Source organism: Anabaena sp. PCC 7108 (assembly GCF_000332135.1).
In the GTDB taxonomy this organism is placed as follows: Bacteria; Cyanobacteriota; Cyanobacteriia; order Cyanobacteriales; family Nostocaceae; genus Anabaena.
This window is the reverse complement of sequence record NZ_KB235896.1, coordinates 2,040,845-2,060,065: the sequence shown is the minus strand read 5'-3', so window position 1 is coordinate 2,060,065 and position 19,221 is coordinate 2,040,845. Positions and strand designations below refer to the sequence as shown.

Here is a 19,221-nt window from a genome sequence, read left to right as displayed (position 1 = left end):
TTTAGGATAGATAATTAAAAATGAGTATTTCTGCCGAATCCGTAAAAGAATTACTTAGTTCTGAGAATTTAGGCGATCGCTTGCGTGCAGTCAATCAAATTCGGGAACTAGAACCGAAAGCCGCTTTGGAACTAATTAAAATTGGCGTAACTGATAGTAATTCTCGTGTCCGTTACTCGGCTGTAAGTCAAATGGATACGCTGGGAACCCAAGATTTAGATTTATCTTTGCAGATGTTGCGAGATTTACTCAGTGATCCAGAGGCTGATGTCCAAGCAGCAGCAGCAGATTGTTTAGGTGCGCTAAAACTACAAGCTGCTTTTGAGGATTTACAGCAGCTTTACCATACCACCCCGGAATGGCTTGTACAATTTAGTATCATTGCTACTTTAGGAGAGTTGGGTGATCCTCGTAGCTTTGAACTACTTAAAGAAGCACTTTCCTCAGATAATGGGTTAATTCAAACTGCTGCGATTAGTTCACTTGGTGAGTTGGGAGATATAGAAGCTGTTCCCCTCTTGGTTCCTTATGTGATTAATCCAGATTGGCAAGTACGTTACAGAGTTGTCCAAGCTTTAGCTAATTTGGGTGGTGCGGAAGCTAAATCTATTTTAGAAACTCTGGTGAATGATGAAGTAGAAGCAGTTGCAAAGGAAGCGAAAAGAGCTATTGCGTAGGTTGGTTTGACGCAAAACTGGATCTCTACAAACAAAAAAATGACCTGGTTGGTAAAATGTTGCACTCCAACCAGATCGAAAATTAAGGTTTTGATATTAGAAGTAGTCTTTCAAACTACGCTTTTACAAGTTTGCGACGACGAGCTACGGTCATTCCCGCAGCAACTAAACCTAAACCTAACATTGTGGTAGGTTCGGGAGTAGAAGTAGCGGTGAAGGCAGCACCAGAGAAGGTCATACCACTACCTGACGCAGTAGTTAATGTTCCACCACCGTTAAGAAGAGTATTTACATCGGTAACATTCGTATTATTTTTCTGGAAGGTTATGTTTCCTGCTCCCTTAGATATCTCTCCAGTAGCACTAGTAAAGAAACCCCAAAGTTCAACGTCTATACTAACGTTAGCACCGCTTTGTGACACCTTATAATCAGAAGATTCCAGAGTAAAGGTATTCAGGCTATCTGTTAAAGAAGCAGTACTCTCAGCTGGTAATATAATACCAGGTATAGTAAGGTTACCGAGGTCTAAAAATGGGTTATCAGCAGTATCTCCACTGAAGGAGATAATATTACCTATGTTAGCTGAATTGAAACTCGAAAAGTCGCCGCTCTGAGAGGCAATAGCAACTGGGGTAATTGGCTGAGGCTCAAAGTATAGAGCATCTTTTGTCAACTTAACTGTACTGCTCGCAAATGGATTAACTGTTGTACCACCATTGAAGCTAAAATCACCTATGAGTGCAGCAGCTTCAGCAGAACCAGCAGAACCTAAGAAACCAGCAGCAACTATAGGTAGTACAGCAGCAGCGCCTAAAAGTTGAGATTTGAAGTTAAACATTGTAATTTCAGGCTCCTATCAAAAATTTATTTACAGAAACGAACAGATTTTTTACCCCACAGCAATCCTGAAATTATTTAGAAGTTCAGGAAATACCCTTAAGCCCTAAGTGGGAATCATCTTTAATGTAGAAAGTAGAGTAGGATTGCTGTGTTGGATGACACATTAAGTAGTGTTACCGCTTTTTTGTTCATCTTGCATTCCCTACACTGTAATAATTACATAATTACTTAGAGTATGCAAGATATACTGAACCATCTTGATATAATCTTCATTTTCAGTCTAGTTATTATTGTTTACTGAGCCTAAGTCGTCATGATGTAGTTTTATGGCAATATCCTTAGATTATGGGAGTTTTAGGTCAGTAGACTGGTCGTATCAATGATAGAAATGTTTTTGCCTACTACATACTTTTGCTGCCAATATTCGCTATCACAGACTGCCAGACAAGCAATAAAAAAGATAGAAGGCTTATGTTATCGGCTTTCTATCTTCTGATGAAGTTGTAGTTATTGCTGCCGTACTGTACAAGTCAGCCTGTTTTACAAACCTATGACTTTTTTATGAACTTATGATGAAGATGTATTCCTAAGCAATACGAGTAAGTAACTAAATTTTACCCACCGTATACTTGAGGCCATGTTGTCCATAGAAAAACTATCACCGCACCAACCGCAAGAATGCCCTGAATGAAATTCCCTACCAAGGTTCCTACTGTGATTCCTATCCCAGCTTTGACTGCAAGTCCTAAATCACGACAGTAAATGTACTCACCAATAATTGCACCTAATAGCGGACCAAGTAGAATTCCTAATAATGGACTGCCAAAGGGTAATGTGGGTAATAATCCGAAAAATCCTAGTAACAATCCTACCAAAGCGCCAATTTGCCCCCATTTACTAGCACCTGCTTGTTTTGCTCCTAAGTAGCCAGCCAAAAAATCTACTGCCATACTCAGAAGTAGAACAATAATTGTCACTATGAGGGGAATTTTAATCGCTGCAAAGGAACTACTGACAACTCCCCAAATAATAATGGCAATTAAAATTAAGCTGCTTCCAGGTATAGCCGGCACTACAGAACCAATTACACCCACAATCATGAGCGTTATTAATAACCAGTAAATTATTTGCATAATTCTTAATTAAGCGTAGTCAGGACTTTACTCCTTATTTTCTCAGCACTAAAGTGCTGACTACAAAACCTTAAAACTAACTACTCCCGAAGTGTAACAGCTAATTTATCGGCAATTCCTGCAATCCAGTTCTCATCTTGTTTAGTATAGCTACGGGGAGTATTTGCCCCTAAAATTAATACACCTTCTTTACCAATGGGTTGACAAATTACACCTTGTGTGTTTTCTGGTAAATAATCAAATTCTATTTTGCCTGGATACACATACAAAGCAACTAAATAAATTGGCTTTTGTGTTTCCAGGACTCTTTTTAAGATAGTTCCTGGTATAACTTCAGATTTAGGAGCCAGAATACCGCGGCGTAACAAAACCTTACCTTGATAGTAAACGATAAGCGATCGCGTCACTGTATTAGTTAATAATAAATGCGATGCCCAGGCTAGTTCTGTTTTCAAGGCTTCTGGTAAATCTGCCGCTAAGAAAAAACCTTCTTCCCCAATCAGTTTTACTGTCTCAGGTGTGCGAGGTTGTACCTGTTGCCAAATTAAACCCGTTAAAATTAACACCGCACTCAAAATAACTCCCAGCACATCACCACGCGCTTGGGAATTAGTAAGTTCTGGTGTCAAAAACCGATTAATCAACAAAAGTACAGCACCTAAACCCCCAACGACTAGGGGTAAACGCCGCAAAACTCGATTGGGATCAGATTTAGTCATTGGTAATTGGTAATTGGTGATTGGTAATTGGTAATTGGGAAAGAATATTTATCTTTCCACCTGCTCCCTCCTCCCTGCTCCCCCTGCTTTTTCTCTGTCACCTGTCACCTGTCACCTGTCACCTTCTTCACTCCTCTCCTGGTTCCAGTATTCGTTGAAAAAGATAACCAGTTCCTCTAGCAGTAAGTATTAGTTCTGGGTTACTGGGATCATCTTCCAATTTGGCCCGTAAACGGGAGATATGTACATCCACCACGCGAGTATCTACATGACGTTCGGGTGTGTATCCCCAAACTTCTTGCAAGATTTCCGAACGGGAAAAGGCTTCTCCAGAGCGACTTACTAACAACTCTAGTAAGCTGAATTCCATACCTGTCAAGCGAATACGCTCGTCACCTTTGTAAACTTGGCGTTTATTGGTATCGATTCTGATATTCCCGACATGAATTACCCCAGAACTGGGAATACCCGTCGCCCCGGTTTTGTCCACCCGTCGCAACACTGAACGAATTCGCGCTTCTAGCTCTTTAGGGGAGAATGGTTTAACTACATAGTCATCAGCACCTAATTCCAATCCCGTGATGCGATCAGCTACATCCCCCAAAGCTGTTAGCATGATGATGGGGACATCTGATTCCTTACGTAATTCTTGACAAACACCATAGCCATCTAGCTTTGGCATCATCACATCCAACACTACTAAGTCTGGTTCAGTTTTGCGAAAGGTTTCTAAAGCTTCTTCACCGTCGCCAGCAGTTACTACATCGTAGCCAATCATGGAAAGGCGCGTTTCCAAAATCCGGCGAATGCTGGCTTCGTCGTCTACTACCAGGATTTTTTCTTTATGACTTTCCAAGTTTCCCTAGGCTCCCTAACTAAAATCTTACATGATGAATTTTTAATACCATAATATTAAGATATCATTCCATCAACTGATTAGAAAAAAGCTGTAACTCCTACTATTATTGAACTTCTGTTTTTTATAAAACTTAAGGAACAATTAAGATTTTTTAATAAAAATTAAGCATGGCAAAGCCAAAAACCATTTTCATTTGCAGTAATTGTGCATCAGAGTTCTCCCAATGGTTTGGAAAGTGTTCTAATTGTGACACTTATGATTCTTTGATAGAACAAAATGCCAGTCCTTTTGGGGTAGATGTACCTAATCGGGGGGGAGTAGGTAATTGGCACGCTGCTCAAACTAATGCTAAATCTGCTAACAAATCAGCTAAACCCGCTAAAGCAAGAGCTTCTCTTACTTTTGATCAAATTAGCGATCGCCAAATTGCTCGTTGGGAATCTGGTTATGGAGAATTAGATCGGGTACTTGGTGGTGGGGTTGTCCCTGGTTCAATGGTGCTAATTGGCGGTGATCCAGGAATTGGTAAATCGACTCTGCTATTACAAGTATCCAATCAATTGGCGCAAAAATACCGCATCCTCTACGTCACTGGGGAAGAATCAGGACAACAGGTGAAACTACGCGCTTCTCGGTTAGGAATGTCAAAAACTCTCAATGTAGTAACTGAGAATGATGAAACTAATAATACTGAAGAAATAACAGAAAATACTGAAGAAATAATAGATCCAGATAGTATAGGTGCAAACTTGTATGTATTGCCAGAAACTGATTTAGAAGAAATTTTACGGGAAATAGACTCCCTGCGACCAAATGTGGCAGTCATAGATAGTATACAAACTGTATTTTTTCCAGCTTTGACATCTGCACCAGGTTCAGTAGCTCAAGTACGGGAATGTACAGCAGCCTTAATGAAGGTGGCAAAGCATGAAGATATTACAATGTTAATTGTCGGTCACGTCACCAAAGAAGGTGCGATCGCAGGACCGAAAGTTTTGGAGCATTTAGTCGATACAGTATTGTATTTTGAAGGCGATCGCTTTGCTTCTCACCGATTATTAAGAACAGTAAAAAATCGTTTCGGTGCAACACACGAAATTGGTATATTTGAAATGGTGACAGAAGGATTACGGGAAGTTGACAACCCCTCAGAATTGTTTTTAGGGAATCGTGACGACCCCGCACCAGGTACAGCCATTGTCGTAGCTTGTGAAGGAACACGGCCGATAGTTGTAGAACTACAAGCTTTAGTCAGTCCTACCAGTTACCCTTCACCACGTCGGGCTGGGACTGGCATAGATTATAACCGTTTAGTGCAAATCCTCGCAGTCCTAGAAAAACGAGTGGGGATACCCATGTCGAAATTAGATTCCTATGTCGCATCTGCTGGTGGCTTAAACGTAGAAGAACCAGCAGTAGATTTAGGAATAGCGATCGCAATTGTCGCCAGTTTCCGCGACAGAATAGTTGATCCTGGTACTGTATTGATTGGAGAAGTGGGATTAGGGGGACAAGTCAGATCAGTCTCCCAAATGGAACTGCGCTTAAAAGAAGCAGCAAAACTGGGGTTTAAAAGAGCGATCGTTCCCAAAGGTCAAAAATTTCCCGATTTAAACATCGAAATATTACAAGTATCAAAAGTAATAGATGCAATTATTGCCGCTATCCCTCATCAGGAACTGACAGAAGAAGATTTAGAACCCGATGAAGATGAAGAGTAAACCTGGCTACGCTCCTCACTATCATAATCACCATTCAACAACACAAAGACCGTAATGCTATATTTGATGATCAATAAGGTAAAATAAGTAACAACACTGAGAAGAAAATCATTTAAGAACATAACTGACAATAACTGTTGTTTTTTGCAACCGGAACAATCAGTAATTTTCTTAACCTTTATTTGTTAGGACTAAAGCTGCGTGTCACACCAAAAATCTGTTGTAGGGTGCGTCAGATTGCATAAATCTAGTAAATAAACAGATTTTTGATATCTGACGCACCTTACTAATGTGCCAGTTGCATAAGTCTTATTTCTGTTTACATTCTGATCTTGAAAGTTTAATAAAGGACTTGAGGCATGAAATTTTGTGAGAAGAACCCAGATGGAGTAGGAGCATTAAAGCAACTGCTTTCTGGGAAAGATATACATGGAAATTCAGGATTATCGTATCTGGAATCTCAGGGATATTACTACACATCTAATCCCCAGGAAGCAGATTGGTTTATTTCCATGAATGGCCAATTTCTACCAAATTTTTCCCTGCGAAGAACAATCCTGATAATTACAGAACCTTACTCTAGATATAAAAAAATGTATGGTACAAAATATAAAAAGTTGTTTGGTGGATTTTTAGGTATCAGCAGTTCTAGTACTGGATCTGACGATGAATTTTATTTAGGACCTCAAGACTTTTCCTCCATTCAAGAATTTCAAGAACAACCAGAGCATACCCTAGCTATGGTTCATCAAAGATATAAAAAAGAATGTAGAAATTTACAGGGTGATATTGAAAGAGAAAAAGCAGTCAACTTTTTTGACAACGCATTTGGTGACGATTTTCATACCTATGGAAGAGTTTGGAATAAGACACTTCCTTGGAATAACAGAGGTTGGAAGGGGGTGTTGAAAGGCTCAATTATGGGCAATGATAAATTAGTAAAACTCAGAAACTACAAATTTCTCATTTGCTTTGAAAACAGCCGAGAAGATGGATACATCACAGAAAAGATATTTTCAGCATTTTTTGCTGGGGCTATACCTATATATTTCGGCGCTCCTGATATTGCCACTCACATTCCACAGGAATGCTATCTAGAATTTGATGGTTCAGACTATGATGAATTATACAAAAGAATGATGAGTATAACACCCTCAGAGTTTAACCACATCAGAGATAATATCAAAACATTTTTATCATCTACAGATGGTGCAAAGTTTACATCTGTTGCTTTGGCGAAAAAGCTTGAATTTCATTTTCACAGATTAGAAAATGTACCAAATTCTCCTTATTCACCCCAAGAATTTTGGAGGAAATCAAGATTTATATTGCTCAAAAAGTTCGATATTTAATGTCCAAACTAGTGCAAAGAGGCAGAAGGCAGAAAGCAAGAAGGAATAAAGCTTACACAGTCAACTTTTTTCACTAGATAGTTATTTCTGCCGCGCTGCACTAGTACAAGTTTTTAATTTAGACCTGGGTTACTAAATGTGTAACAGCTTACTATCTGATGTAGGAAAGACAGTTCACCATTCAGTATATTTTTATCCTTAGTGATGACCGTCGTCGTCATTCTACCCAAACCTAAACAGGACTTACGCAACTGGCATATTGGTAGGGTGCGTCAGACCTGATATATCCTGCAAATAAACAGATATTTGATATCTGACGCACCATAAAATAGATGTTTGGTGTGACACTTGCGTAAGTCCTACTAAAGAAATAAATCCGGGTTAGGGGGTTGGTGTAGCCGTGGGTGTTGGAGATGGCGTTGCTGTTGGTTTAGCCATTGGTTTAGCTGTTGGTGTTGGTGACGGCGTTGGGGTTGGTTTAGCCATCGGTTTAGCTGTTGGTTTTGGAGATGACATTGGGGTTGGTTTAGTCATCGGTTTAGCAGTTGGTTTTGGAGATGACATTGGGGTTGGTTTAGCCATCGGTTTAGCTGTTGGTTTTGGAGATGGCGTTGGTAAACCAATAACAGTCTTAGCCTCTTCATTCAACTTCTGACGGAGTGCTAAATCAGCAATACCAGTTTCAGTTAATTGATTTTTTTTCTGATACTCCTTCACTAATTCTTCCAACCGAGTGCTGTAAAATTGATCCCGGGGCAGAACAGGATTAGGCTTCAGCACAGCATTCAAATTCCCTTGCAGAATTTGCACAATGTTGGCTGCAAAAGCCTGGGTTTTTGGGCCTGCTTTACCATCAACATTTAACTTGTAGCCTTTTTGAAATTCACTAATTGCTTTTTTAGTTTCCTCGTCAGTCAGTGAATCATTTGTGACTTTGACTTTATAACCCAACCCATGCAATACAGCCCGAAATTCCTGAGGCTTATAATTACGCTGACGGACAGCAAAAGCTGTATCTGAAATTACAGTGCTAACTGCCACTACGCAGATAACAGCAATGGTTGCCCTTGATTTTCCCAAATCACACCACATTTTCATAACTCCTTTGGATGAAATCAGCACAATGGAAATGCTAACAAAAGTATCTTAAGTTTCTATAAGCTCTTATTTTTCAAATATTCATGAATTTTGATTAATTAGAATTTGATTGATTGTTAACCAACATCAATCAATTGATTTTTAACATCTATCAATGGTTTGATGTTTTATTAGCAAAGCTAAAGAGAATAAATATTATAAGCTGTGTATAATTAGTAACTATCGATGAGTAAATTAAAAGCTCCAAAGCAACGCCATTTGTGGTTTGAAAGATTAATGGCAATTACTGCCACAGTTAACTTAGGTTTAGTATTGTTTGATTTAAGTTACGTACAATGGAGAGATTTTTATTTCCGAAGAATTCCCCAAATTACGCAGATTTATGATTCTATTAAAGGTATTGAACCCCATCGAGACACGAAAAAATATTTAGAAACAGTCAGTGTATTAGAAAAACAGATTAGTCAAACAGGGTTAAACTCACCTGAGGTAAAAATTAAGCTAGAGGAAATGAACCGTCTCAGCAGTGAGATGATTGATAGTAATCCCTTTGCAGGTGCGAATAAAAGTGGATCACTGGAAAAAATTAAAAACCGAATGCGGGAACACATCGGACAAGAATCAGCAAAACGCGCCTTTGCTACTTTTTGGAGTTCAGCATACTTATCTAAAAACGATTGGATTCAGGAAATCAATTTTTTCAACCAGCAAATTCGCCCGGCGATTGCTACCAACTATTATCGCAAAATAGGTGAAAATGGGGAATTTTTAGATGATTTCTGGCTAATTGATTTACCCTTCTTAGTCATATTTGCTTTAGATATCCTAGGACGTACTTACTATATCAAACGCGAAAATCGCCATTTAAGCTGGTTAGAAGCGATCTTGTGGCGTTGGTATGACTTATTTTTACTAATTCCGTTTTGGCGTTGGTTGCGAACCATACCAGTACTGGTGCGTCTTGATCAAGCACAGTTAATTAATTTGCATTTATTCAGGCGACAAATTCATCAAGGTATAGTAGCCAATTTTGCCGAAGAAATCACCGAAATTGTCGTAGTGAGGGTAATTAACCAGGTTCAGGGATCGATTCAGCGAGGTGAGATCACACACTGGCTGTTGCATCCAGAAAAAGAACGTAGCTACATAGATATTAATAATGTCAATGAAGTGGAAGCGATCGCAGGACTTTTGGTGCAAACTATTGTCAATCAAGTATTACCTAAGATTCAGCCGCAAATTAATGCTATTTTACGTCACAACATCGAAACGGCTTTCCAACAAGTACCGCTTTATCGTAATTTGCTGAGGCTACCTGGAGTAGAACAAGCACAAAGTCAGCTAAGTGAGCAACTAGCAACTCAAATCACCACTAATTTATATATTGCTTTGGTTAGTACCATTAAAGATCCAGTAGCAGCAAAACTTTCAAGCCAATTAATAGAAAAATTTGTTACTGTTTTTAGTTCTGAAATTCAGGAAAAACACGTACTCAGAGAAATTCAGAGTTTACTCAATGATTTTCTAGAAGAAGTGAAAATTAACTATATTCAACGCTTATCTCAAGAAGATATAGACCAGATAATCGAGCAAACACGACAAATGCGATCCCTGCGGACTTAGCCTAGCGATCGCCAACATCTGTTCAGACAACTGATAACTGATAACTGGAAAAAATACGCTACACTCATGTTAGGGGCGAACCGACATTGGTTCGTCACAAGACTTCTTGGAAGATATCCCTATCGCAGGAAGTGGGTCGAAGCCCACTTTTTTTATTGAATTCTCGCATGACTCATCCCTTAGTTCCACAAATTATTGACTTAGCCACACCAGTAGCAGAAGAACTCGGATTAGAAATTGTAGGCATTGTTTTTCACACAAATCAAAGTCCACCAGTTTTGCGGGTAGATATTCGTAATCCTCAACAGGATACTGGTCTCGATGATTGTGAGCGGATGAGCCGTGCTTTAGAGACCGAATTAGATGCAGCAGAGATAATTCCAGATGCTTATATGTTAGAAATATCCAGTCCTGGTATTTCGCGGCAACTGGTGACTGATAGGGAATTTATTTCCTTTAAAGGATTTCCTGTAGTTATCTCCACTTCTCCACCCCACAACGGACAACAAGAGTGGATTGGTCACCTAATTCGCCGGGATGAAACAACAGTTTACTTAAATCAAAAAGGTCGTGCAGTGGGAATTCCCCGTTCCCTAATTACCAGGGTGCAAATTGATGAGCCTCACTAATCAATTTTAGATTTTAGATTTTAGCTAAGGGGTTTTAGATAAAAATGTAAGAGGATATTTTAAAAGTTATGGGTGATGTATCAAACACGTTTAACTTCCCTGAAATCCCTTGAAAAAGGGTGACTATGAGAAGATTATTTACCCTTGGGCAAAAGGGGTAAAGTGGGATATTGATACAACTTGATACTGTACAAACATCCTTATAAAAGGCAAAATCTAAAATCCAAAATTGTCCTGGGTGATTAAATGAAAATGAAGGAGCTTGCTTATGTCAATGGTCACTTTACCTGGATTAAAAGATTTAATTGAAAGTATCAGCCGTGAGCGAAACTTACCCCGATTAGCAGTTCAATCAGCTATTAGAGAAGCACTACTTAAAGGTTATGAACGCTATCGTCGCGCCCAAAATTTAGAGCGCAAACAATTCGATGAAGATTACTTTGATAATTTTGAAGTAGAACTTGATATTGATGGCGAAGGATTTCGTGTTCTTTCTACTAAAACCATTGTTGAAGCAGTTAACAACTCCGACCATCAAATTTCCTTAGACGAAGTACAACAAGTAGCGCCAGAAGCTCAATCTGGAGATTCAGTCGTACTAGATGTCACCCCAGACCAAGGAGAATTTGGGCGCATGGCAGCCATGCAAACCAAACAAGTATTGGCACAGAAATTGCGAGATCAACAGCGCCAAATGGTGCAAGAAGAGTTCCAGGATTTAGAAGGAACAGTTTTGCAAGCTAGAGTTCTACGATTTGAGCGTCAATCTGTGATTTTGGCAGTTGCCAGTGGTTTTGGTCAACCAGAAGTAGAAGCTGAATTACCAAAGCGCGAACAATTACCTAACGATAATTATCGGGCAAATGCCACATTTAAGGTATATCTCAAAAAAGTTTCCCAAGGTCAGCAACGTGGACCACAATTGTTGGTGTCCCGTGCCGATGCAGGTTTAGTAGTTTATTTATTTGCTAACGAAGTACCGGAAATTGAAGATGAAGTAGTCAGAATTGTCGCCGTAGCCAGAGAAGCTAATCCCCCTTCCCGTTACGTAGGTCCCCGGACTAAAATTGCAGTAGATACCCTAGATCGTGATGTAGATCCAGTTGGGGCTTGTATCGGTGCTAGGGGATCACGCATTCAAGTGGTAGTTAATGAATTGCGAGGGGAAAAAATAGATGTGATCCGCTGGTCTCCTGACCCAGCTACCTACATCGCCAACGCCTTGAGTCCAGCCCGGGTAGATGAAGTGCGCCTGATGGACCCAGAAACACGCCAAACCCACGTCTTAGTAGCAGAAGATCAACTAAGTTTAGCCATTGGGAAAGAAGGACAAAATGTCCGACTAGCCGCCCGCTTAACTGGTTGGAAAATCGATATCAAAGATAAAGCTAAATATGACCATGTAGCAGAGGATGCTAAATTTATGGCTGTCAGGGCAAAATATCAACCGGAGGATGATGAAAATGATATGGAGGAACTAGAGGATGAAAATCAATACGAATTAGAATTAGAGGAAGATAATTTTGACACCAAAGAGGAAGATTAATTTTCAAGTGCTTTTGGTTGTTTGTTGTCTGTTAACTGTCAGCCATCAAACATAGACAGGAAAGCATTTGTTAGGTGTCAAAATAACTAAAACTAATTTTTGGCAACCACAAACAGCTGACCTGATGGAACACAAACCCGATGAAACCAAATTATCGGCGTTGCATTAGTTGTCGCCGAGTAGGATTAAAAGAAGAGTTTTGGCGGATAGTCCGCGTCTTTCCATCTGGAAAGGTACAATTAGATCAGGGCATGGGGCGTTCCGCCTATATTTGTCCGCAAACTAGCTGCCTACAAGCAGCTCAGAAGAAAAATAGATTAGGGCGATCGCTACATGGAACAGTGCCAGAAACACTGTATCAAACATTGTGGCAGCGTCTAACCGAAAACAATACCCAAAACCAAATTTAATGGGAACGACTTGACAACGATAATCTCCAGAGCAATTGTGACGAAAGCCGAACAATTGGTACTCTCATCACACCCTCTGGTATCGTTGGGGTTAGTACCAAAATAGTAAGTTGGTGTAAAAAGCAAGCAACTCTCTAAAATTAAAGAGAGACGACGAAACAATACTCCCAACGAATTTTACTTGATTGTGTTGTGGAAGACTCAGAATCAGCAAAACAAAAACCATTAGCATGGCAACCTGGTAGCGCTAAAGCGCAGTTCGGCGTCGGGGGTTTCCACAAAAGTTTTTTCAAGAAAAATTGTTGTGGATGCTCGTAAACCACCACTCCAGGTGGGGATGCCAGCGTTAAACCGAAACATCTCTCTTTCCTAATTGGAGGCACCGGCAACATCACCAAGGGCAACCTAAAAAACAGTGATCAAAGGATGGAGATGTCACAAACCAGGCAACCATCCGCTAAAACTGTAAATTAAAGGGGAAAGAGTGGATGAACAACGGCAAAGTTAGAATCTACGAATTATCAAAGGAATTGAATTTGGATAACAAAGAGCTACTAGCAATTTGCGACCAGCTCGACATCGCGGTCAAAAGCCATAGCAGCACGATTTCAGAATCCGAGGCTGAACAGATTCGTATGGCTGCAGAAAAACTGGCAACTACGAGTGTCTCGTCGAAAAAAGAACAAGTTACAAACAGTCATAAACCGAATTCGCCCCAACCTGGCGGACGTAACCGACCTGCTGCAGCAAATAAACAGCAAATTTTGGAAATTCGCAAACCCAAAATATTGAGAAACACTACCTCCAACGCCCCAGAGGCGTCAGTTGCTAACAATAACCTAGTTGCTTCGTCTGATAGCCCGCATGACGTTTACTCTAGCGTGCCAGAGGCATCAGCCATAGCCAATTCTGCTTCACCTCCACGGCCTTTTGCTACACCAGTCTCACCCATGAAGCCGACGGCACCAACTCGACCTGTACCCCGGAATCAATCGGAGACCGCGCAGAAACCTAACGTTGCGGAACCGGATCAAACACCTAATCCCAATCCAGTACCGGAAAAAATAGCAGCGGAAAAACCAGAAAAAGTAGTTTCCCCAAGGCAAAAACCAGAAAAAGCCCAAAAGCCACAACTGGTAAGCCCACCAACAAGACCTTTGGAGGAAAACGAATCTGCCAATGAGCAGCTATCTCAGGCAGACAAACCGATCCTGAAACGAGACCGAGACCAACCCAAGCCAAAAGTTGGTAAGCCAACAACAGACCAGACCCCACAGGCAGCACCACAAAGGCAGAATCGCTCAACTCCATCACCGCTAAAACCGGAACAGAGGGGAAGTAGACCATCTGCTCCTGGAACATCAACGGATGTGCAACGACCAAGACCAGCACGTCCTGGTGAATCACCTGCTGCACCAATCGCCACTCCACCAAGACACATGGTGGGAGCAGGAGCGAAGAAAGAAGGCCTGGATGAGACACCCATCGCACCTGATCTCCTCGATTTAAAACGCCCAACACCACCTCGTCTAGCTAAAGGTGGGAAGAAGTGGCAGGAAGAGGAAATAATTGACGAGATTAAAGAAAAAGCGAAGATTGGACCTAAAGGCAAGCGAGTCAAACCCATCCTCGATGATGATTTTGAGGAAGACGACTTACTCGATGAAGATGGTCTGGAAACTGCAACAACCGTCCAGGTTAGTCTTTCCATAGCCCGTCCTCCTAAGCCCAAGTCTACTCGACCAGCACAGCAACCAACATTAGTTGCTGCCGCACCAACTACAAGAAATAAAAAATCTGGTTCTTACCGCGACCAAAACCGTCGTCAACAAGAAGTAGAAGTCAAACGCGATCGCCCAGAAAAACTGGTCGTTATCGGACCGTTGACAGTACAAGAGTTGGCTGAAGGCTTGATTGTTGCCGATACAGAGATTGTGAAAATCCTGTTTATGAAAGGCATGGCGGTCAGTATCACCCAAAATCTGGATATTCCGACAATTACTCTGGTAGCCAAAGAACTAGAAGTAGAAGTCGAAATCGCCGAACCAGAAGCCGAAGCCCGGAAAATCACCGAAATGATCGACGTGGCAGACCTGGAACACCTAATCCGTCGTCCGCCAGTTGTGACAATTATGGGTCACGTAGACCACGGGAAAACCACTCTACTCGACTCAATTCGCAAAACTAAGGTGGCTGCTGGTGAAGCAGGCGGTATTACACAGCACATTGGTGCATACCATGTGGATGTGGAACATGAAGGCAAACCACAGCAGATTGTCTTCCTCGATACTCCTGGACACGAAGCTTTTACAGCTATGCGAGCCAGAGGAGCGCGAGTCACAGACATTGCCGTACTAGTAGTGGCTGCGGATGATGGGGTTCGTCCTCAAACTATCGAAGCGATTAGCCACGCTCAAGCTGCTGGAGTCCCCATTGTCGTAGCAATCAACAAGGTTGATAAGGAAGGCGCACAGCCAGAGCGAGTTAAACAAGAACTCACCAATTATGGTCTGACAGCAGAAGACTGGGGTGGTGAAACCATCATGGTTCCTGTCAGCGCTATCAAGGGCGAAAATCTGGATACCCTCCTAGAAATGATCTTGCTGGTAGCTGAGGTAGGAGAACTATCTGCTAACCCTGATCGTGTGGCTAAGGGAACAGTAATTGAAGCTCATTTGGATAAAGCTAAGGGTGCGGTTGCTACCTTGCTGATTCAGAACGGAACTCTCCACGTTGGAGATATGCTGGTAGCTGGCTCGGCATTTGGTAAAGTCAGGGCAATGGTTAATGACAGAGGCAAACGTGTCGAAATTGCTAGTCCTTCCTTTGCCGTTGAGGTACTGGGTTTAAGTGATGTCCCAGCAGCTGGAGACGACTTTGAGGTCTTCCAGAACGAAAAAGAAGCACGAGCCTTAGCAAGCGATCGCGCCGACAAACAACGCCAATCCCGCTTGTTACAAGGACGTGTAACCCTCACAACCCTATCGGCTCAAGCCCAAGAAGGCGAGTTGAAAGAACTCAACTTGATCCTGAAGGGAGATGTTCAAGGTTCCGTAGAAGCCATTATCGGCTCTCTCAAGCAGATACCCCAAAACGAAGTCCAAATTCGGATGCTGTTAGCTACTGCTGGCGAAATCACAGAAACAGATATCGACTTAGCTGCTGCTAGTAACGCCGTCATCATTGGCTTCAACACTACCTACGCCAGTGGCGCTAGACAAGCCGCTGATGAAGCGGGTGTGGATGTGCGGGAATACAACATCATCTACAAACTCTTGGAAGATATTCAAGGGGCCCTTGAAGGTCTTCTCGAACCAGAGTTGGTGGAAGAATCCTTGGGACAAACAGAAGTCCGTGCTGTCTTCCCAGTTGGTCGTGGTGCAGTTGCCGGTTGTTATGTTCAATCAGGCAAATTAGTTCGGAACTGCAAAGTGCGAGTTCGTCGCCATAGCAAGGTAATCTATGAAGGTGTTCTTGACTCTCTCAAACGGATGAAAGAAGATGCCCGCGAGGTTAACTCTGGTTATGAATGCGGTATCAACATTGATAAATTCCATGACTGGGCTGAAGGTGACATTATCGAAGCCTATCAGATGGTAACCAAGCGTCGTACTTTAACACTAACTAAGTAGTGTTGAGTAGAGAGTGCTGAGTGCTGAGTGAATTTATGAGTATTGGGTTGAAGCTATTTTTGGTTCAATACTCAAAAAAAGAAACCTCAGCACTCATGACTCAATACAGTTTTAAAAAATTTCCTGTTTAATTAACAACAAATTATACCATTTTAGATTTTAGATTTTGCAAGATTAGCCGCATCAGCGTTTGCTGCTTCCAGGAGTCTCAATCATTTTTAAAATTGGTATTATTTTTGCAAATTCATCTGAGTGAAACGCCAGTTTTAGTGACTAATTACACAGAATTTCTTCCTCTAAAACCGTTATCTTTAGAAAAGATTAAGTAAAAATTTGTAATTTTCGGGCTACGCAAGAATCACATCTTGCTTTCTAGAACAGACTTTAGGTTTGGGTTACTCTGTTCATGTTTTTCCTCTCGTGGATAAAACAAATTATTAATCCAACATCCAAAACTATTTGGACTTAGAAAGCTCAATCAATGAGAAGTAAACTGCTAAGAGTTATAAAGGATATGGTTAGGGACTTAAACCTAGTCGTCAAACTAATAACTATTACAAATGAGGAATGAGGGACTATGGCTCAAATTTCAGCTTCTAGCACCAGCCAATTTTCTCGTGATACTCAAATTTGGCACAACCTTAAGTATGTAATCTCTGCTAGTTCTGGTTTCCAACGCTGGCAACTAGAGTGTGATACTCAATTACAAGGTCTGCGCCTAGAACAGCAAGTCCAAAAGTATTTACGAGAAACTTTAGAAACTTTAGCTTATTAAAAACTCGGTAAATCATCGGCGACTTGTTGAAACTGCGATAAATGAATAGGAAGCTATTTTTCACCACTTCACACGCAATATTCAATCAAGAAATTTCACAATCATAAGAAAAGTACTTTTTTATTCTATACGTTTCAGTAATTACCCAGTTTAAGGGCTGAGACTAACATCATACCAAGGGACTTTCAAATCTTAATGACTTTGAAAGTCTTTCTGTGTCTGAATTTTATGATCGTTGCGCTCACCGTAGGCATGATATCCTGTCCGGTTGAATACTTATCATTTAGACTGACGCTCAAGACAGAGAGACGCTCTTACGCGGAGATTTTTTTTGATAAGTGATTAGTCGGACATGATATGAATGTATAAAATAAACTGGCTTGCTAACTATCATAACTAAACTGGGTTATTTTTTTAATAACAATTTTCGCTGACGAAGTGCTAATCATCGGGTATAGTTTTGCATGGGTTTTACAGCTACACCTCTGTTACCTTAGACTGTGTTGAAAGTTCCATAATTAAGCCAAGCAGAAAAATAAAAATGAAATATAGGAATTCTCGCATCTCTACTTTATCCTTGCCCACAAGTTTCACCACTTTACTAGTGATTGTGGCTGGTTCTCTACTACCGTTTAGTCAAAATGCTGCTGCTACTCCAATCTTAATGGCTCAAGTTTCAGCAAATGCAACAGTTATTTATGTTAACCCAGTAAATGGTACAAATACTTCTGGTGCAGGGACTACGATAAACACACCCTACAAAACCATCACTTTCGCCCTCTCTCAAGCCCAACCCGGTACAATAATTCAACTAGCCCCTGGAAGTTACACCAAAGACTCTGGAGAAAACTTTCCGTTGTTACTCAAACCAGGAGTAACACTCCAAGGAAATGAGTCTAATAAAGGTCAAGGAACATTGATTATAGGTGGTGGTTATTACACAAGTCGTACCTTTGCTAGACAAGATATTACAATTTTGGCTGATAATAACACTATTATTACGGGTGTCGCTGTTACCAACCCCAATCAAAGAGGTACTGCTGTGTGGGTAGAGTCGAGTAATCCCACTATCAAAAACAGTACTTTTGCGAACAGCGCCAGAGAGGGGATTTTTGTTACAGGGACAGGAAATCCCAAAATTGAAAATAATGTCTTTTTTAAAAATCAAGGCAATGGGATTTCAATAGCTAAATCTGCCCAAGGATTAATTCGCAATAATTTATTTCAGGATACGGGTTTTGGTTTGGCTATTGGTGGTAATTCCACACCTCTAGTAACAGAAAATCAAATTGTCCAAAACAAAGACGGCATTTTTATCTCAGAATCGGCTCAACCTTCACTGCGTAAAAATGTAATTCAGAATAATACGCGAGATGGAATTGTCGCCACTGTCAATGCTCTCCCCAACCTCGGTACTAATGAGAATCCTGGTAATAATCTCATCCGTGATAACGTTCGTTATGATTTGAACAATTCCACCAAATCGCAAAGGATTCTTGCTGTTGGTAACGACATTAATGAAAAGAAAATTTTTGGTGCAGTAGATTTTGTGGCTGCAACTGTTGAACCACCAGCAGGACAACCCACAGGTCAACCCACAGGTCAACCCACAGGTCAACCTACTACTTTTAAGGATGTGCCTACAGGTTACTGGGCAAAAGCCTATATAGAAGCTTTGGCTTCCCAAAATATTATTGCAGGCTTCCCAGATGGTAGTTTTAAACCAAATGAGCCTGTAACTCGCGCTCAATTCGCCACCATTATCACTAAAGCTTTAACACCCATCTCTAAACGCCCAGCAATTAATTTCAAGGATGTAAAAAGCAATTTTTGGGCTTATGGGGCAATTCAATCAGCTTATGAAAGTCAATTTGTCTCTGGCTATCCCGATGGTAATTTTAGACCACAACAGGAAATTCCCAGAGTCCAGGCATTAGTTGCTCTCGCTAATGGTTTGAACTTCGCTGCTAACAATAACACTGTTCTCAGCTTTTACTCTGATGCTGCTCAAATCCCCAATTATGCCGCTGGACCAGTTGCTGCGGCTACTATACGGCAATTAGTGATTAACTATCCCACCGTTCAACAACTTGATCCTAATCGTCAAGCTACCAGAGCAGAAATTGCTGCCTTTGTTTACCAGGCACTTGTCAATGCTGGCAGGGCCCAACCAATTTCCTCTCCCTATTTAGTCACAGCTCAGTAGA

At 41.1% G+C, this 19,221-nt stretch carries 15 protein-coding genes; 10 read left to right on the top strand and 5 right to left on the bottom strand.

The genetic code is table 11. The features are described 5' to 3' along the window. The first annotated feature begins 20 nt into the window (after positions 1-20). Positions 21-677, top strand: a complete 657-nt coding sequence (gene nblB / locus ANA7108_RS0110150; protein ID WP_016950676.1) for a phycobilisome degradation protein NblB — start codon at positions 21-23, stop codon at positions 675-677. A gap of 115 nt (positions 678-792) precedes the next feature. Here nblB and ANA7108_RS0110145 read toward each other — a convergent pair whose 3' ends face one another. The 4 genes from ANA7108_RS0110145 to rpaB form a co-directional block, all read right to left on the bottom strand. Continuing rightward, positions 793-1,515 (bottom strand): PEP-CTERM sorting domain-containing protein, encoded by a 723-nt coding sequence (locus ANA7108_RS0110145; RefSeq protein ID WP_016950675.1) that lies wholly within the window; start codon positions 1,513-1,515, stop codon positions 793-795. Positions 1,516-2,131: 616 nt separating this feature from the next. Further along, on the bottom strand, positions 2,132-2,650 hold the full coding sequence (locus ANA7108_RS0110140) for a DUF456 domain-containing protein (RefSeq protein ID WP_016950674.1): 519 nt from the start codon (positions 2,648-2,650) through the stop codon (positions 2,132-2,134). 80 nt (positions 2,651-2,730) lie between these two features. Continuing rightward, complete coding sequence (locus tag ANA7108_RS0110135) at positions 2,731-3,369, bottom strand: cofactor assembly of complex C subunit B (protein ID WP_016950673.1); 639 nt, start codon at positions 3,367-3,369, stop codon at positions 2,731-2,733. Between the two features lie 127 nt (positions 3,370-3,496). Further along, positions 3,497-4,225, bottom strand: a complete 729-nt coding sequence (gene rpaB, locus ANA7108_RS0110130) for a response regulator transcription factor RpaB (protein WP_016950672.1) — start codon at positions 4,223-4,225, stop codon at positions 3,497-3,499. 170 nt (positions 4,226-4,395) lie between these two features. Between rpaB and radA the strand changes: the two genes are divergently transcribed. Both radA and ANA7108_RS0110120 read left to right on the top strand, forming a co-directional pair. Next, positions 4,396-5,949 (top strand): DNA repair protein RadA, encoded by a 1,554-nt coding sequence (radA, locus tag ANA7108_RS0110125; RefSeq protein ID WP_016950671.1) that lies wholly within the window; start codon positions 4,396-4,398, stop codon positions 5,947-5,949. 359 nt (positions 5,950-6,308) lie between these two features. Beyond that, entirely contained in the window at positions 6,309-7,301 is a 993-nt protein-coding gene (locus ANA7108_RS0110120) for a glycosyltransferase family 10 domain-containing protein (protein WP_016950670.1), read from the top strand. 381 nt (positions 7,302-7,682) lie between these two features. Here ANA7108_RS0110120 and ANA7108_RS0110115 read toward each other — a convergent pair whose 3' ends face one another. Beyond that, positions 7,683-8,393: a peptidoglycan-binding protein gene (locus tag ANA7108_RS0110115; protein ID WP_016950669.1), complete on the bottom strand. Its 711-nt coding sequence runs from the start codon at positions 8,391-8,393 to the stop codon at positions 7,683-7,685. A 231-nt stretch (positions 8,394-8,624) separates the two neighbouring features. On the opposite strand from ANA7108_RS0110115, the gene ANA7108_RS0110110 reads away from it, so the two are divergent. From ANA7108_RS0110110 to ANA7108_RS0110080, 7 genes are all read left to right on the top strand, one after another. Further along, complete coding sequence (locus ANA7108_RS0110110) at positions 8,625-10,022, top strand: hypothetical protein (RefSeq protein ID WP_016950668.1); 1,398 nt, start codon at positions 8,625-8,627, stop codon at positions 10,020-10,022. A 167-nt stretch (positions 10,023-10,189) separates the two neighbouring features. Next, a complete protein-coding gene (gene rimP / locus ANA7108_RS0110105; RefSeq protein ID WP_016950667.1) occupies positions 10,190-10,651 on the top strand; it encodes a ribosome maturation factor RimP in 462 nt (153 codons plus the stop codon). A gap of 268 nt (positions 10,652-10,919) precedes the next feature. After that, a complete protein-coding gene (gene nusA / locus ANA7108_RS0110100; protein WP_026104095.1) occupies positions 10,920-12,197 on the top strand; it encodes a transcription termination factor NusA in 1,278 nt (425 codons plus the stop codon). A 140-nt stretch (positions 12,198-12,337) separates the two neighbouring features. Further along, positions 12,338-12,607, top strand: a complete 270-nt coding sequence (locus tag ANA7108_RS0110095; protein WP_016950665.1) for a YlxR family protein — start codon at positions 12,338-12,340, stop codon at positions 12,605-12,607. A gap of 488 nt (positions 12,608-13,095) precedes the next feature. Continuing rightward, positions 13,096-16,239 carry a translation initiation factor IF-2 gene (infB, locus tag ANA7108_RS0110090; RefSeq protein WP_016950664.1) on the top strand — a complete coding sequence of 1,048 codons (3,144 nt, stop codon included), beginning with the start codon at positions 13,096-13,098 and terminating at the stop codon, positions 16,237-16,239. 577 nt (positions 16,240-16,816) lie between these two features. Next, on the top strand, positions 16,817-17,014 hold the full coding sequence (locus tag ANA7108_RS0110085; RefSeq protein ID WP_016950663.1) for a hypothetical protein: 198 nt from the start codon (positions 16,817-16,819) through the stop codon (positions 17,012-17,014). 541 nt (positions 17,015-17,555) lie between these two features. Continuing rightward, positions 17,556-19,220 carry a DUF1565 domain-containing protein gene (locus ANA7108_RS0110080; protein ID WP_016950662.1) on the top strand — a complete coding sequence of 555 codons (1,665 nt, stop codon included), beginning with the start codon at positions 17,556-17,558 and terminating at the stop codon, positions 19,218-19,220. The last annotated feature ends 1 nt before the right edge of the window (position 19,221 follow it).